Raw genomic sequence first — 15,523 nt, 5'->3', positions numbered from 1 at the left:
CCGGTGAAGCCAACTGCGGGTGTCCGACGAGAGAGTACTTCGCCCAAAACGAAAAAGCCCATACCGGCAATCTGCCAATATGGGCTTCGGGGTTCACAAAGCGCCCCTTACATGCTCCGCTGTGCGCTCGCTAAGAAAGCGTCCCCGGGAAGTCGACTGTCCCAACGGGACAATTCCGTGGGACAATCCGGGACACATGAACGGTGGTCTTGGAACAAACGGGAGATTTTTACTCCTGCCCCTGGCTCGCCAGGAACTCCTCGTAATTCCCGCCGAAGTCGAACAGCGTGCCGTCCGTGCGCACTTCGATGATCCGGTTCGCGAGCCCGCTCACGAACTCACGGTCGTGCGACACGAAAATCAGCGTGCCTTCGAACTGCTCGAGCGCGATCTGCAGCGACTCGATCGACTCCATGTCCATGTGGTTGGTCGGCTCGTCCATCAGCAGCACGTTGTGGCGGCCGAGCATCAGCTTGCCCCAGATCATGCGGCCCTTCTCGCCGCCCGACAGCACCTTCACCGACTTCTTGATGTCGTCCGACGAGAACAGCAGGCGGCCCAGCGTGCCGCGCACCATCGTTTCGTCGTCGCCGTCCTTGCGGTACTGGTCGATCCAGTCCATCAGCGTGATGTCGTCCGGGAACTCCTCGTACGTGTCCTGCGGCATGTAGCCGACATTCGCGTTCTCGGCCCACTTCACCGTGCCGTGATCGAGCGGCAGGTTGCCGAGCAGCGCGCGCAGCAGCGTCGTCTTGCCCGCGCCGTTCTCGCCGATGATCGCGATGCGCTCGCCCGGCTGCACCGACAGGTTGAAGTTCTGGAAGATCGTGCGCTCGTACTTCTTCGTGATCTCTTCGGCGACCACCGCGACGTTGTGCAGCTTCTTCTCGAATTCGAAGCGGATGAACGGGTTCTGGCGCGACGACGGCTTGAATTCCTCGATCTTGATCTTGTCGATCTGCTTCGCGCGGCTGGTGGCCTGACGCGCCTTCGACTTGTTCGCCGAGAAGCGGCGCACGAAGTCCTGCAGTTCGGCCACGCGCTCCTTCGCCCGCGCGTTCGCCGCGGCCTGGCGCTCGCGCGCCTGTGCCGATGCGAGCATGTAGTCGTCGTAGTTGCCCGGCCAGACCTTCAGCGTGCCGAAGTCCATGTCGGCCATGTGCGTGCACACCGAGTTCAGGAAGTGACGATCGTGCGAGATGATGATCATCGTCGAGTTGTACTCGTTGAGCGTGTGCTCGAGCCAACGGATCGAGTTGATGTCGAGGTTGTTGGTCGGTTCGTCGAGCAGCAGCACGTCCGGCTTCGAGAACAGCGCCTGCGCGAGCAGCACGCGCAGCTTCCAGCCCGGCGCGACGTCGGCCATCGTGCCGTTGTGGAACTTCTCCTCGATGCCGATGCCCAGCAGCAGCGCGCCCGCGCGCGCCTCGGCGTCGTAGCCGCCGTATTCGGCGAACTTGCCTTCGAGCTCGGCCGCGTGCATGTAGTCGTCGTCGGTCGCTTCCGGGTTCGCGTAGATCGCGTCACGCTCGGTCATCGCGGCCCACATCTCGGTGTGGCCCATCATCACGACGTCGAGCACGCGCACGTCTTCGTACGCGAACTGGTCCTGGCGCAACTTGCCCAGGCGCACGTTCGGCTCCAGCGCGACGTTGCCGGCGCTCGGCTCGAGGTCGCCGCCGAGGATCTTCATGAAGGTCGACTTGCCACAGCCGTTCGCGCCGATCAGACCGTAGCGGTTGCCCTCGCCGAATTTGACCGAGATATTCTCGAACAAGGGCTTCGGCCCGAATTGCATCGTGATGTTGGCAGTAGAAAGCACGGCAGGTCCCGTTAAGAGAGAAATCGACGGAAAACCGTGTATTTTAGCAGGTGTCGGAGAAACTGCCGACCGCCCCGCCCCGGCAGCGCATTCCGGCCCTGCGGCCCGCTGCCCGGCGGCCCGTCAACACGACGGCACGCGCCCCACCGCCGTCTTACCGGAATTCCGCATGCTCGCCAGCCAGCTTCGCGAACGACTTGTCGGCGCATGGCGCCTCGTGTCCTACGAAATCCGCCCGCGCGACGGCAGCGCGGTCACCTATCCGCTCGGCCGCGACGCACGCGGCTGGATCCTCTATACGCCGGACGGCTACATGTCCGCGCAGCTGATGGCGGCCAGCCGGCCGCCCTACGCGGACGGCGACCTGCAGGGCGGCAGCGTCGAGGAACGCGCGGCCGCGGCGCACGGCTACATCGCGTATTCGGGCCCCTTTCACGTCGGCGACGACGGCACGCTAACCCACGAAATGGACGTCAGCCTGTATCCGAACTGGATCGGCAACGTCCAGCAGCGTGTGGTGAGCCTGGATGGCGACCGGCTGCAGCTCGGCACCACCGGACCGATTCGGATCGGCGGCCGGGAGGTCGAGCCGGTCCTCGTCTGGGCACGCGCCCGCCGCTGAGCGCCCCCGGGCGGTGACGCACGGCCGGCGCTCAGCCGGTTGCTCCGACGACCTCGACCCGCACCGTGATGCAAGCCGCCCCGGCGGCGGCGTGCGTCACTTGCCGGCCTTCTTGGCCGCCTTCTGCGCCGCCTGTGCCTTCATCTGCCCGAACAGTTCCGAGCACGGCACGTCGCGGTTGTTGCTCGGCGCGATCAGCGGGATCAGCGCGGCGAACGGGTTGATCAGCCCGAGCCCGACCATCGCGCCGGCGCGCAACGCGAGCGCGCCCGCGTCGACGCCGACCTTCGGGTTCTTGAACGTGCCCTTCGCATACAGCGGCGAACGTAGCGAGAAGATCCGGAAACCCTTCGTATGCGGATGGATCTTCAGGTCGAGCGACTCGTCGCGCAGGTTGATCGGGCCGTCGACGTTGATGAGCGCATCGTCGGTATCGAGCGCGAAGACCTTCGGGTCGAGCAGGCCGTCGGTCGCCACGAAATCGATCGCCGCGCAGTTGATGTTGACGTCGCGGTTGCCGAACAGCTTCTCGTAGACGACGTTCGCGACGTTCAGCCCCGCTGCCTCCATCAGCAAGCGGCTGATGCGGCCGTTGGTGACGAGTGCCTTCACTTCGCCGGTCGACGTCGCCGCGAGCGCGGCCGGCGAATTGCCCGTTGCCGATAGCGACGCGTCGCCGTTGATTTCGCCGAATGCGGTCTGCATCACCTTCTGCGTCGGGAACAGCTGCTTGAGCTTCAGATGCCGCGCGGCCAGCGTGAAGCGGCCCCTGAGCGGCGTGCGGCTGCCGTCGAGACGAGCGTTCGTCGCGAGCGTGCCGCCCGCGACGCCGAACTGCAGCGGCTCGAGCGACAGCACGCCGTCCTGCATCAGGATGTGCGTGTACAGGTTGGTGATCGGCAGGTTCGCGCTCTTGATCAGCTTGCGGCCGGTGAACTTCACGTCGGCATCGATCGCGCTCCAGCGCTCGGTGCGAAACGTCGCCACCGGCAGCACGCGGTCGGGCGGCTGGCGCGTCGTGTCGCCGCGCTTGGCCTTGCTCGCGGCCGTATCCGCGCCGATCACCGGTGCGAGATCGGAGAACTGCAGCAGGTTCGATACGAGCTCGCCCGACAGCTTCGGGCGCGGCTCGCGCTGCGCCCAGACGAGCGTGCCGCCGAGATCGCTGCCGCCGACGCGGCCGTTGAAGTTCTCGTAGCGGAACGTGCTCGCATGCGGCTTGAAGTTGCCGATCAAGCGCCCTTCGGTCGCGTACGGCGGCGTATCGGGCAGCGTGATGCCGGTGAGCTGGTAAAGGTGCGACATCGACGTGCCCTGCAGCCACAGCCGCAGGTCGAGCGCCGCGAGATGCATCGGGTCGGTCAGCGTGCCGACGATCGCGAGCCGCGTGTCGCCCGCCTTGACGTCGGCCTGCAGCGGGAACGGCCGCGACGTATCCTGGATCGCGAGCACGCCGCCGACCTTGCCGGTGCCGCTGATCGGCACGTTCTTGTAGCGGCCGTCGACCTTCAGCCCGAACGCATAGGTCGGGCCGGACGGCTTGGCGGGCGCCGCGGCCCCGCTCGCGCCGGACGCGGCAGCCGCCGCCGACGCGGCAGGCACGGCCGGAGCCGACGAAGCCGACGAACCGGACGCCGCCGAAGCAGCGACACTCGCAGCCGACGCGCCCGACGCCGCAGCCGCGCTCGACACCGCCTGCGCATCGGCCTTCGCGCCGAGTTGCGCGGCGCCACGCTTGCCCACGCGCTGCGCCGACGCCGCACGCGAGGTCTGCTCCTGCTCCTTGAGCACGTCGCCGAGCGGAATCGGCTGGCCGAGCGTATCGATCGCGACGGTCAGGTCGGCCTTCGTGATCGCGTCGCGGTACGTGACGGTGCCCTTCGCGAACCCGAAGCTGTCGAGCCGCACCTTCCACCGCGAAGGCTGCGCCGATTGCTTGAACTGGAAGGTCCACGTATTGGTGCCGTCCGCACGCCGTTCGAGATCGACGGCAGGGTTCACGACGTCGATCGACGGGATGACGATTTCATGCGCAAGCAGCGGCAGGATCGCGAGATCGAAGTGCGCGGCATCGAGCGTGACGAACTTGGGCGCTTGCGCCCAGTCCGGATTGCCGATCTCCAGCTGCGTGGCCGAGAAGCTCGGCCAGGGCACCCACGCGCGCCAGCCGGTCTCGCCGTCCGGGCGACGCCAGCCGACCTTGAGATCGCCGTTGATCGCGAACGGGCGGCCGAGTGCGGTACTCACCTGTTCGTTGACCCACGGTTTCGCGCGGTTCCAGTCGAACGTGAAGAGAAAGACGCCGGCCGCCGCGATGAGCACCGCGACGATACCGACGATCCATGCAGCCGATTTGCCGATGGCTCGGGTTAGCGTCATGGCGGTTCCGTTGTTGTTCTGAAGCGTTGCCGCACCATGCCGGGCCGCTTGCGTGGGCGAACGGCGCACGACAACTGCGGCTTTTCAATCGGTATTATGACGCACGGCACGGCGGCCTTTCGGCGCCATTAACGCTTTTTTTCATTTGTGACATGACCTCCCCCACCGGCCTCATCGATGCGCAGCACATCACGCGGCGTGACGCCAGCAGCGGCAAGACGCTGCTCGCCCCGACCGATTTCAGTCTCGTCGCGGGATCGCGAATTGCTATCACGGGGCCATCCGGGTCGGGCAAGAGCGTGCTGCTGCGTGCGCTCGCGCTGCTCGATCCGCTCGACGGCGGCCAGCTCCTGTGGCGCGGCCGCCGGATCCGGCGCAATGCGATTCCGCGCTACCGGCGCAGCGTCGCCTATGTCCGCCAGCGCCCCGCGCAGATGGACGGCACCGTCGAATCGCAATTGCGCTACCCGTATTCGCTCGCGATCTATCGCGACGTCGCATTCGATCGCGCGCGCGCCGCAGCGCTCGCCGCGCGGGCCGGCCGCGGCGCCGGTTTTCTCGACAAGCGCGCGAGCGACCTGTCCGGCGGCGAAGCGCAGATCACCGCGCTGCTGCGCGTGCTGCAGCTCGATCCCGACGTGCTGCTGCTCGACGAGCCGACCTCCGCGCTCGATCCCGAATCGGCGCGCGCGATCGAAGCGCTGGTCGGTGCGTGGTTCGACGCGGCGCCCGACGCACGCGCGTACATGTGGATCTCGCACGATCCGGCCCAGGCCGCGCGGATCGGTACGATGCAGTGCGTGATGCAGGCCGGCGTCCTGCATGCGGCCAGCCCGACGGAGGCTGCGCGATGAGCCCGGCACTGCAGGACCTGAGCCTCGTCGACGTCGGCATCGCCGCCGCGCTCGTCGCCGTCAACGGCGCGATCTCCGCGGCCCTGTCGCTCGGCCTCGGGCGCAAGCTCGCGCTCGCCGCGGTGCGCACCGTCGTGCAGTTGCTCGCGATCGGCTACGTGCTCGGCTGGGTGTTCGGCCATCCGCACTGGTACGTCGTGCTGCCGCTCACCGCGCTGATGACGCTGATCGCCGGTTTCGCCGGCGCGGGGCGCGGCAAGCGCACGTATCGTGGCCAGCGCGTCGACAGCATCGCGTCGATCTGGTTCAGCAGCTGGTTCGTCGCGGCGGTCGGCCTGTTCGTCGTGATCCGCATCCACCCCTGGTTCGCGCCGCAATACGCGATCCCGATCCTCGGGATGATTCTCGGCAATACGCTGACCGGCGTCTCGCTCGGCGTCGAGCGGATGATGGAAGAGCTCACGGCGCGCCGCGATCGCGTCGAAACCGCGCTCGCACTGGGCGCGACGCGCTGGGAAGCCGCGCAGGACGCCGCGCGCCAGGCCGTGCGCGCGGGCATGCTGCCGACGCTGAACCAGATGGCGGTGGTCGGCGTCGTGAGCCTGCCGGGGATGATGACGGGCCAGGTGCTGGCCGGCCAGTCGCCGCTGCAGGCCGTGCGCTACCAGATCGTGATCATGTTCCTCATCGCCGCGGCGTCCGCGCTCGGCACCGTCGGCGCGGTGCTGATGACGTATCGGCGGCTGTTCTCGGCCGATCACCGCTTTCTCGCGTCGCGGCTCGAGGAGCGCACGCACTGACGCGCGGCGGCGGCGGGCGACCCGTGGCGCTCAGTACACGCCGTGCCGCTTGCCGATCGCCTGTCGAAGCGCGGCCGCGATGTCCGCGTCGGGCGCGAGCCCGTCGACCGATGCGACCAGCCGCACCGCGCGCGCCGTCGTCACATAGGCCTGCGCGCCGACGTACCCGCCGCTGCCGGCCGAGCGCGTGGTCACGACGAGCGCCTGCGGCGCGCGGGCGCCGAGGTCGGCCGTGTACGCATCGGTGATCGTGCCGTCGCGCGCATGCAGCGCGCCCGTCACGTAATCGTCGGTATCGAAGCCCGGGGCGGCGTGCGCGGTCGAATACACGCGCACCGCGTAGCTGCCGGTCGAGCACGGTTCGAGCGCGCCGCTCGATATCACCGCCACCTGCTGCCGTGACGGCAGCTCGACCTTCTTCACGAAACTGCAGTCGTCGGCCGCGTGAGCGTACGCGGCGACGAACGCAAGGGCAGACAGCAGCGCGTGCATTCGACGTTTCATCGGGACGGGATGACCGGAAGGAAAGGATGCGGGCGAGCATAACGTGACATCCCGCATGACGTCACGCCGCACGGTTGCACGGTGAGCCGTGGCACCGCATCAGGAAGCAAAAGGCCGAACGCATTGCAACGGCGGCACGACCTGCTCGCGCGCCGCCCGGCTCGCTGCGCCAACCGAACCGGTTGCGCGCGCACCGGACGAGACGCCGGCCCCCGCGCGCCGCTCAACGCTTGATCGACACCGTGACCTTGGTACCGTCGCTCATCGTCACGGCCTTCGACCCGCCGTTGGTCGGAATCGACACCCACTTCACCTGGCTCACCGACACGACGTCCGGACACTGCAGCGACTTGCCGCCGGCCGTCACGCTGCGCGTGCCCTTCGGCGCGGCCGCCTGGAAGCTCAACTGCACGTTGGCGACACCCTTTGCGTCGACCGACGGCGCAAGCCGCACCTGGGTCTGCCGCACCATCGCGCCGTTCGCGTCGCGCGGCAGGTTGTCGGCGTTCGGACAGCCGTCCGGCATCGCGACCGCGCCGCTCGGCGGCACCGACTTCCAGTTGAAATCGTCCGTCTCGCCCGAGCGGATCTTGCGGGTCTCCTGCGTATTGCCGAAGGTCTTCGAGTCGACCTTGACCGTGTATTCGAGCTGTCCGGTACCGCCGCCCTTCAAGCTGCCCTTGACCGGCGGCGCCGCGAATACGCTCGCGCTGACGCACGCCGCCGCGAACACGACCGACCACGATGCGGCGACTGACAAGCTGCGTTGGCTCATGCTGACCTCCTTGTATGCGGCGGCACGCGCGTGCCGCGCGGTTTTAGATGCATGATGCGTTGCCAGTCTACCGCCAAGCGGCATGCAATGCGCCGCAAACGCATCGGGTGTTACCCCGCTTGCGTTCGCGGCGCCGCAATCTTAAGCACGCGGTCGGCTCAAAAGTCAGAAGCCGCTCAGCACGAGCTTGCCGATCGCGCGGCCGCCCTCGAGCATCTGATGCGCGCGCCGCACGTTCGCCGCGTTGATCGTGCCGAGCTGTTCGCCGAGCGTCGTGCGCAGCGTGCCGGCGTCGATCAGCCGCGCGACCTCGCCGAGGATCCGGTGCTGCTCGATCATGTCCGGCGTCTCGAACATCGCGCGCGTGAACATGAATTCCCAGTGAAACGCGGCGCTCTTCGCCTTCAGCAATTCGACCGGCACCGGCTTCGCGTTCTCGACGATCGTGCAGATGCCGCCCTGCGGCCGGACGACTTCCGCGGCGGCCGGGAAATGATGGTCGGTATCGTTGAAGATCAGCACGTAGTCGACATTCGGATGGCCGGCCTCGCGCAACTGCGCCGGCAGGTCGCCGAAGTGGTCGACCACCGCATCCGCGCCCAGCGCGCGCACCCATTCGGCCGATGCCGGCCGCGACGCGGTCGCGATCACGTGCAGCTTGCCGAGCGTCTTCGCGAGCTGGATCGCGATCGAGCCCACGCCTCCCGCGCCGCCGATGATCAGCACCGACTTGCCGGCATCCGCGCCCTGCGGCGACACGCGCAGCCGGTCGAACAGCGCTTCCCACGCGGTCAGCGCGGTGAGCGGCAGCGCGGCCGCCGCCGCGAAGTCGAGCGTGCGCGGCTTGAGCGCGGCGATCCGCTCGTCGACCGCATGGAATTCGCTGTTCGCGCCGGGCCGCGTGATGCTGCCCGCGTAGAACACTTCGTCGCCGGGCCGGAACAACGTGACGTCGGCGCCGACCGCGACGACCGTGCCGGCCGCATCCCAGCCGAGCACGCGCGGCGTTTCCTCGACCTGCGGTTTCGGCGCACGTACCTTGGTGTCGACTGGGTTCACGGAAATCGCCTCGACCTTCACGAGCAGATCGCGCGGGCCCGGCACGGGCTGCGGCAACTCGACGTCGAGCAACGCTTGCGGGTCGTCGATCGGCAGATAACGGGTCAATCCAACGGCTTTCATCTCGATACTCCTTTCAGGGAATCCGGCAGGTTGCGGCGCAACCTCCATGCGTGCCATCGTAGGCAACCCGATCATTCGAGAAAACCGCTATATTTCCTGAAACATTTTCAGGAATTTCAGAATAATGACGTCCGATCCCAGGTCTGGTCCCATTTCGGCGCCCGACAAGCCGCTCGACCTGTTCGACGTCGCGCTGTTCGTGCGCGCGGCGCTGCTCGCGAACGTCAGCGCGGCCGGGCGCGAATTCGGCGTGTCGGCGGCGGTCGCGAGCGCGCGCATCGCGCAGCTCGAACGCCAGCTCGGCGCGCGGCTGCTGCACCGCACCACGCGCCGCATCAGCCTCACGCAGGACGGCGAAATCTTCATGGCGCGCGCCGACGCGTTGCTGGCCGCCGCCGACGCCGCGCGGGCCTCGGTCGGCCGCGGCCGCAGCGAGCCGTACGGCCGGCTGAAGGTGTCGATGTCGTCGTCGTTCGGCCGCCAGCACGTCGCGCCGGTGATTCCCGCATTCCTGCGCCGCTATCCGTCCGTGTCGCTCGATCTGCGGCTGTCCGACGAAATCGTCGACCTCGTCGACGACGGCTACGACGTCGCGATCCGCCTCGGCGCGCTGAAGGATTCGACGCTCGTCGCCCGCAAGCTCGCCACCAACCGCCGCGTGCTGTGCTGCTCGCCCGCCTATCTCGCCGAACGCGGCACGCCGCGCCATCCGGCCGAGTTGACGCAGCACGAGTGCGTGATCCTCGGCGACCAGCGCGACTGGTCGTTCGCGACGCCGCAAGGTTCGCTCACGGTACGGGTCGGCGGCCGGCTCGTCGCGAGCAACGGCGAGGCGATCCGCGAAGCGCTCGTCGACGGCTTCGGGATCGCGATCAAGTCGACCTGGGACGTCGGCCCGCTGCTCGCGAGCGGCGCGCTCGTCACCGTGCTCGACGACTATCCGTTCGCGGACGACGTCGCGATCTGGGCCGTCTATCCGAGCCGCGCGCACGTGCCGCTGAAAACGCTCGCGTTCATCGCGTTCCTCGCCGATCATTTCGGCGATCCGCCGTACTGGGATCGCGCGAACGGGTGAGTGCCGCCGCGCGCACGGTTTCGCGCCGGCGCCGGCCGCCCGGCGCGGCCGACCGGCTACAATGGCGCGTTCGCGACGCAACGGCCCGCGGCCGCACGGGGCCCGCGCGCGCAAGCGGCCGCCCGTGGGCCGCGCACGTCATTCATTCGTCTCCCAACCACTCGTCATGACCCACAATCTCGTCATCCAGAGTCTTGCGCCGCTGTCGGACGCCCATCACAAACCGCTGCTCGCGCTGTCGCGCGGCACCCGCGTCGTGCAAACCGACGATCACGCGCTGCGCATCGAAAACGTGAGCACCGCGCAGCGCCTCGACATCGATGCGTACTGCGGCACGCATGCGCTCGACTTCGGCTTCGTCGAGGCCGGCCTCACGCTCGGCGATTTCGGGCTCGCCGTGATGGACATGGATTCGACGCTGATCACGATCGAGTGCATCGACGAAATCGCCGATTTCTGCGGACTGAAAACGCAGGTCGCCGAGATCACCGAAGCGTCGATGCGCGGCGAGATCCGCGATTTCAACGAAAGCCTCACGCGCCGCGTTGCGCTGCTGGCCGGGCTGGATGCGCACGCGCTGGAGCGCGTGTACGAAGAACGGCTGCAACTGTCGCCGGGCGCCGAGACGATGCTCGCCGGCGTGAAGGCCGCCGGCATGAAGACGCTGCTCGTGTCGGGCGGCTTCACGTTCTTCACCGAGCGGCTGAAAGCCCGCCTCGGCCTCGACTACGCGCATGCGAACACGCTCGAGATCGTCGACGGCAAGCTCACCGGCAAGGTGCTCGGCGAGATCGTCAACGCCGACGTGAAGGCGCGCCTGTTGCGCGAAACGTGCGCATCGCTCGGCCTCGAGCCGCGCCGCGCGATCGCGATGGGCGACGGGTCGAACGACCTGAAGATGATGGCCGAAGCCGGGCTGTCGGTCGCGTTCCATGCGAAGCCCGTCGTGCGCGATGCGGCCACCGTCGCGTTCGACCACGTCGGCCTCGACGGGCTGCTGCGGCTGTTCTGATCTCGCGGCACCGCCAATGAAAACGCCGGCGACATCGAATCGCGCCGGCGTTTCGTTTTTGTCCCGGACGTTGCCGGCCTGCGATCAGCCGAGTGCGGCCTGCATCGCGCGCTCGATGTCCGCGCGCAGGTCGGCTTCGTCTTCCAGGCCGACGTAGAAACGCACCAGCGTGCCGCGATGCGGCCAGTCCGGGCGCATCGACGCGACGTCGTAAGGCATCGCGAGGCTGCACGCGCCGCCCCAGCTCCAGCCGATCGCGAACAGCTCGAGCGACTCGACGAACCGGTCGACCTGCTCCGCGCTGTAGCGCGCGTCGAACACCACCGAGAACAGCCCGCCCGCTCCCGTGAAGTCGCGCATGAACGACGCGTGGCCCGGGCAGTCGGCGAGCTGCGGGTGCAGCACCGCTGCAATCTCCGGCCGCGCCTTCAGCCATTGCGCGAGCGCGAGCGCACTCTTGCCGTGCGCGTCGAAGCGCACCTGCATGCTCGGCAGGCTGCGCAGCACGAGCGAGCAATCGTCGACCGACACGCCAATCCCGCAGCGCATCCGCGCGAGCTTCAGCTTCGCGTGCAGTTCCGCGTTCGCGGTGATCGTCGCGCCCATCAGCACGTCGCTGCCGCCCGACTGGTACTTGGTCAGCGCCTGCACGGAAATGTCGACGCCATGCTCGAACGGCTTGAACGCGAGCCCGGCCGAAAAGGTGTTGTCGATCGCGGTGACGACGCCGCGCGCCTTCGCGGCCGCCGCGATCGCCCGCACGTCGGGCACTTCCATCGTCACCGAGCCGGGCGCCTCGATCCAGATCAGCCGCGTGTTGGGCTGGATCAGCTCGGCGATGCCGGCGCCGATCAGCGGATCGTAGAAGCGCGCGGTGATGCCGAAATCCTTCGCGAGCCAGTTGCCGAAATCGGCGTTCGGGCCGTACACGTTGTGCGGAATCAGCACGTCGTCGCCCGCCTTCACGATCCCGAAGTAGACGTTCATGATCGCCGCGAGGCCCGACGGCTGCAGCAGCGCGTGCGTGCCGCCCTCGATCTCGGCGAGCCGCTGCGCGAGCGCGAGCGACGTCGGTGTCGCGTGCAGCCCGTAGCGCCACTGGTTGTCGTCGTGCCAGACCAGCGCGCGCATCGTCGCGAGATCGGGGAACACGACCGTCGACGCGCGCGCGACCGGCGGCACGAACGACCGGAAGCCTTCCGGAATGACGTCGTCGGGTTGAACGATGCGGGTTTGCAGCGCGCGCTTGGAAGTGGATGCAGTCATGACGGGGAGCCGGGCACGAGGCCGTTCGGTTGCGGAATATGTCGTTAGAGTAGCCAAAATCGGCGCGGTTGGCCCGGTACAATGCGCGCCGCGCACGCCGAGCCAGCACGCGCTCAGTCGTTGGTGCGCAGGTTGACGACGCCGCCCACCGTCTCGATTTCGCGCACGCGGCCGTCGCGCACCTGCAGCGCCGCGCGCTTGCCCGGCGCCAGATGCAGCACGACCGGCTGCGGATCCGACTCGTCCGAATTCATCCGGTCGGCCTTCAGGTCGCCCGTCGCGTCGAAGCGGCCGATCCACACGCCGGTGATGTTCGTGCCGTCGTTCGACTCCTCGATCTCGAGCGTATCGCCGTCGCGGTCGCCCGCGAGCAGCACGACCTCGCCCGTGTCGGCGAACTGGTATTCGCCGTGCACGCCTTCCTCGTCCGTCTTCGGGCCGAGATGCACGACGATCGGCCGATCGCCGAGCGTGCCTTCGTAGCGCGGCAGGCGGGCGAACTCGGGGTTCGGCTTCAGCGGCCGCGCCGGCGCCGGCTCATCCTGCTGCACGCCCGGTGCGACCGCCTGCGCCGCGACCACCGTCGGCATCGCGATGCCCGCTACCAGCGCACCGGCGACGACGAGCGCCCGTTGCCATTCCGAATATCGCCCCACCTTGTGTCGCTCCTTGCTTCAGTGTCGCCCGACAATCGCGGGCCGTGCCGGGTCGGGACCCGGCTCCTGCGTGGCCGCGCAAACCTGCGCGGCGACTGCGTCGGCGTGCGCGTGTCGCGTCAGCCCTGGATCAGTCGTTCCACCGCATCGCGGTGCGGAATCGGCGCGACCGCGCCGTAACCGGTCGTCGACAACGCCGCCGCCGCGTTCGCATAACGCGCGGCCGCGAACGGATCGTCGCCCGCGACGATCCGCGCGACGAACGCGCCGCCGAAGCAGTCACCCGCGCCGGTCGCGTCGACCGCCTCGACCGCGAAGCCCGGCACGACGCGCCGCTCGTTCGGCGTCGCGACATACGCGCCGTCCTTGCCGAGCTTCAGCGCGACGACCTGCGGCCCGTGCTCGAGCATCGCGTCGACGATCGCGTCGCGATCGTTCGCGCCCGTGAGCGCCGTGACGTCGTCCCAGCTCGGCAGGCAGATGTCGGTCTGGCGCAGCGCCTCGCGCATCACCGCACGGGCACGGGGCAGCGGCCACAGCTTCAGGCGCAGGTTCGTGTCGAAGCTGACCTTCGCGCCGTTGCGACGCGCATGGTCGATCGCCGCGAATGCCGCATCGCACGCGGCGGTGCTGATCGCAAGGCTGATGCCCGACAGGTGCACGGCCTTCGCGGCGGCAAGCGCGTCGAGCGGGAGGTCGCCCGTCGCATAGCGGCTCGCGGCCGACCCCGCGCGCAGATAGTCGAACTGGTGGCCGTCGGCGCCGTGCGTGACGAAATACACGCCGGTCGGCGCCGTGCGGTCGATCCGCACGTACGTGGTGTCGACCTGCTCCGCTTGCCACATCGCGGCGAGCAGGCGGCCGAACGGATCGTCGCCGATCGCCGACACGAAGCCCGTCGACGCGCCCTGGCGCGCCGCCGCGATGCAGAAGTTCGACGTGTCGCCGCCGAAGCCCTGCAGGAATTCAGGACGCCCCGGCTGCGACTGGTTGAATTCGATCATCGCCTCGCCGAGCGCGAGGATCTCCGGAAACGCGCCGGCCATCGCTTACACCTCGCCCCACAGATCGTGGCCGTCCGCGCCCGTGATCTTCACGGAGACGAAATCGCCGACCTTGTAGCGCTTCGATGCCTTCGTCGCCGGCTCGACGTAGACGACGCCGTCGATCTCCGGTGCGTCGGCTGCCGTACGGCCGATGCCGCCTTCTTCGCCGACTTCGTCGATCAGCACCTTGAGCGTCTTGCCGACCTTGCGCTGCATGCGGTTCGCCGACACTTCCTCGGCCACTTCCATGAAGCGCGCGCGGCGTTCCTCGCGAACCTCGTCCGGCAGCGCGCCGTCCAGGTCGTTCGCGCTCGCGCCTTCGACCGGCGAATACGCGAAACAGCCGACGCGATCGAGTTCCGCCTCGCGAACGAAGTCGAGCAGCGTTTCGAACTGCTCTTCCGTCTCGCCCGGGAAGCCCGCGATGAACGTACTGCGGATCGTCAGGTCCGGGCAGATCTCGCGCCACTTCTGCACGCGCTCGAGCACCTTCTCGGCGTTCGCCGGACGCTTCATGCGCTTGAGCACGTCCGGGTGCGCATGCTGGAACGGTACGTCGAGATACGGCAGCACGTGGCCCTTGAACGGACCGTCGGCCATCAGCGGGATCACTTCGTCGACGCTCGGATACGGATACACGTAGTGCAGGCGCACCCACGCGCCGTACTGCGCGGCGAGTTCGCCGAGCGCGGCGACCAGGTCGGTCATGCGCGTCTTGATCGGCTTGCCGTTCCAGAAGCCCGTGCGGTACTTCACGTCGACGCCGTATGCGCTCGTGTCCTGCGAGATCACGAGCAGTTCCTTCACGCCCGACTTGAACAGGTTCTCGGCTTCCAGCATCACTTCGGCGACCGGACGCGATACCAGATCGCCGCGCATCGACGGGATGATGCAGAACGTGCAGCGGTGGTTGCAGCCTTCGGAGATCTTCAGGTAAGCGTAGTGACGCGGCGTGAGCTTGATGCCGGCCGCGGGCACGAGATCGACGAACGGGTCGTGCGGCTTCGGCAGGTGCGAATGCACGGCCTGCATCACTTCGCCCACCGCGTGCGGGCCGGTGACGGCGAGCACCTTCGGATGGACTTCCTCGATCAGGTTCGAGCCGCTCGCGCTCGACTTCGCGCCGAGGCAGCCGGTGACGATCACCTTGCCGTTCTCGGTCAGCGCTTCGCCGATCGCGTCGAGGCTTTCCTGCACGGCTTCGTCGATGAAGCCGCAGGTATTCACGACGACGAGGTCGGCGCCGTCGTAGGTGCCGGAAATTTCATAACCTTCGGCGCGCAGCTGCGTGATGATCTGTTCGGAGTCGACGAGCGCTTTCGGGCACCCGAGGGATACGAACCCTACTTTGGGGGATTGGGACATCTGGAGTGTGGGGGCGTGGCAGCAAAAGCGTGAGTTTACAGCGATTTAGGGACGGCGAGCCAAAATGAGCGGCTGGCGGCAGCGGCGATCGGCAGTTCGAGTACGCTGCCGGCTGGGAAGCCGACAACGAGGTGGAGTTTGATGCATCCCTATCACTCGGGGACT

At 68.0% G+C, this 15,523-nt stretch carries 14 protein-coding genes; 5 read left to right on the top strand and 9 right to left on the bottom strand.

Annotated elements, in window-relative coordinates:
- Positions 1-229 precede the first annotated feature (229 nt).
- The gene (locus HWX62_RS13870; RefSeq protein WP_175929091.1) at positions 230-1,822 is read right to left on the bottom strand and encodes an ABC-F family ATPase; all 1,593 of its coding nucleotides are present in this window, start codon (positions 1,820-1,822) and stop codon (positions 230-232) included.
- A 169-nt stretch (positions 1,823-1,991) separates the two neighbouring features.
- On the opposite strand from HWX62_RS13870, the gene HWX62_RS13865 reads away from it, so the two are divergent.
- Positions 1,992-2,444 (top strand): lipocalin-like domain-containing protein, encoded by a 453-nt coding sequence (locus HWX62_RS13865; RefSeq protein ID WP_175929090.1) that lies wholly within the window; start codon positions 1,992-1,994, stop codon positions 2,442-2,444.
- 96 nt (positions 2,445-2,540) lie between these two features.
- Here HWX62_RS13865 and HWX62_RS13860 read toward each other — a convergent pair whose 3' ends face one another.
- A complete protein-coding gene (locus HWX62_RS13860; protein ID WP_175929089.1) occupies positions 2,541-4,823 on the bottom strand; it encodes an AsmA family protein in 2,283 nt (760 codons plus the stop codon).
- Positions 4,824-4,975: 152 nt separating this feature from the next.
- On the opposite strand from HWX62_RS13860, the gene HWX62_RS13855 reads away from it, so the two are divergent.
- Complete coding sequence (locus HWX62_RS13855; protein ID WP_175929088.1) at positions 4,976-5,677, top strand: ATP-binding cassette domain-containing protein; 702 nt, start codon at positions 4,976-4,978, stop codon at positions 5,675-5,677.
- Positions 5,674-6,477, top strand: coding sequence for an iron export ABC transporter permease subunit FetB (gene fetB / locus HWX62_RS13850; RefSeq protein ID WP_175929087.1), 804 nt, complete (start codon positions 5,674-5,676; stop codon positions 6,475-6,477). The genes HWX62_RS13855 and fetB overlap by 4 nt, the downstream gene beginning before the upstream one ends.
- Before the next feature lie 30 nt (positions 6,478-6,507).
- Here fetB and HWX62_RS13845 read toward each other — a convergent pair whose 3' ends face one another.
- The 3 genes from HWX62_RS13845 to HWX62_RS13835 all read right to left on the bottom strand — a co-directional run bounded on the left by HWX62_RS13845 (position 6,508) and on the right by HWX62_RS13835 (position 8,938).
- The gene (locus tag HWX62_RS13845) at positions 6,508-6,981 is read right to left on the bottom strand and encodes a PliI family lysozyme inhibitor of I-type lysozyme (RefSeq protein WP_175929086.1); all 474 of its coding nucleotides are present in this window, start codon (positions 6,979-6,981) and stop codon (positions 6,508-6,510) included.
- Positions 6,982-7,204: 223 nt separating this feature from the next.
- Positions 7,205-7,756, bottom strand: a complete 552-nt coding sequence (locus HWX62_RS13840; protein ID WP_175929085.1) for a DUF6013 family protein — start codon at positions 7,754-7,756, stop codon at positions 7,205-7,207.
- Between the two features lie 165 nt (positions 7,757-7,921).
- On the bottom strand, positions 7,922-8,938 hold the full coding sequence (locus tag HWX62_RS13835; protein ID WP_175929084.1) for a zinc-binding alcohol dehydrogenase family protein: 1,017 nt from the start codon (positions 8,936-8,938) through the stop codon (positions 7,922-7,924).
- Positions 8,939-9,062: 124 nt separating this feature from the next.
- On the opposite strand from HWX62_RS13835, the gene HWX62_RS13830 reads away from it, so the two are divergent.
- Together HWX62_RS13830 and serB are read left to right on the top strand one after the other, a co-directional pair.
- Positions 9,063-10,013, top strand: coding sequence for a LysR family transcriptional regulator (locus HWX62_RS13830; protein ID WP_175929083.1), 951 nt, complete (start codon positions 9,063-9,065; stop codon positions 10,011-10,013).
- A 166-nt stretch (positions 10,014-10,179) separates the two neighbouring features.
- Positions 10,180-11,025 (top strand): phosphoserine phosphatase SerB, encoded by an 846-nt coding sequence (gene serB, locus HWX62_RS13825; protein ID WP_175929082.1) that lies wholly within the window; start codon positions 10,180-10,182, stop codon positions 11,023-11,025.
- Between the two features lie 84 nt (positions 11,026-11,109).
- Here serB and HWX62_RS13820 read toward each other — a convergent pair whose 3' ends face one another.
- The 4 genes from HWX62_RS13820 to rimO form a co-directional block, all read right to left on the bottom strand.
- Positions 11,110-12,291: a cystathionine beta-lyase gene (locus tag HWX62_RS13820; protein WP_175929081.1), complete on the bottom strand. Its 1,182-nt coding sequence runs from the start codon at positions 12,289-12,291 to the stop codon at positions 11,110-11,112.
- Positions 12,292-12,404: 113 nt separating this feature from the next.
- Positions 12,405-12,947, bottom strand: a complete 543-nt coding sequence (locus HWX62_RS13815; RefSeq protein ID WP_175929080.1) for a hypothetical protein — start codon at positions 12,945-12,947, stop codon at positions 12,405-12,407.
- A 119-nt stretch (positions 12,948-13,066) separates the two neighbouring features.
- Positions 13,067-13,993 carry a sugar kinase gene (locus HWX62_RS13810; protein ID WP_175929079.1) on the bottom strand — a complete coding sequence of 309 codons (927 nt, stop codon included), beginning with the start codon at positions 13,991-13,993 and terminating at the stop codon, positions 13,067-13,069.
- Between the two features lie 3 nt (positions 13,994-13,996).
- Positions 13,997-15,358 (bottom strand): 30S ribosomal protein S12 methylthiotransferase RimO, encoded by a 1,362-nt coding sequence (gene rimO / locus HWX62_RS13805; RefSeq protein ID WP_175929078.1) that lies wholly within the window; start codon positions 15,356-15,358, stop codon positions 13,997-13,999.
- Positions 15,359-15,523 lie beyond the last annotated feature (165 nt).

The sequence above is a fragment of the Burkholderia sp. BCC0506 genome (assembly GCF_902833145.1).
GTDB lineage: Bacteria > Pseudomonadota > Gammaproteobacteria > Burkholderiales > Burkholderiaceae > Burkholderia.
This window is presented reverse-complemented; position numbering and strand designations above follow the sequence as displayed.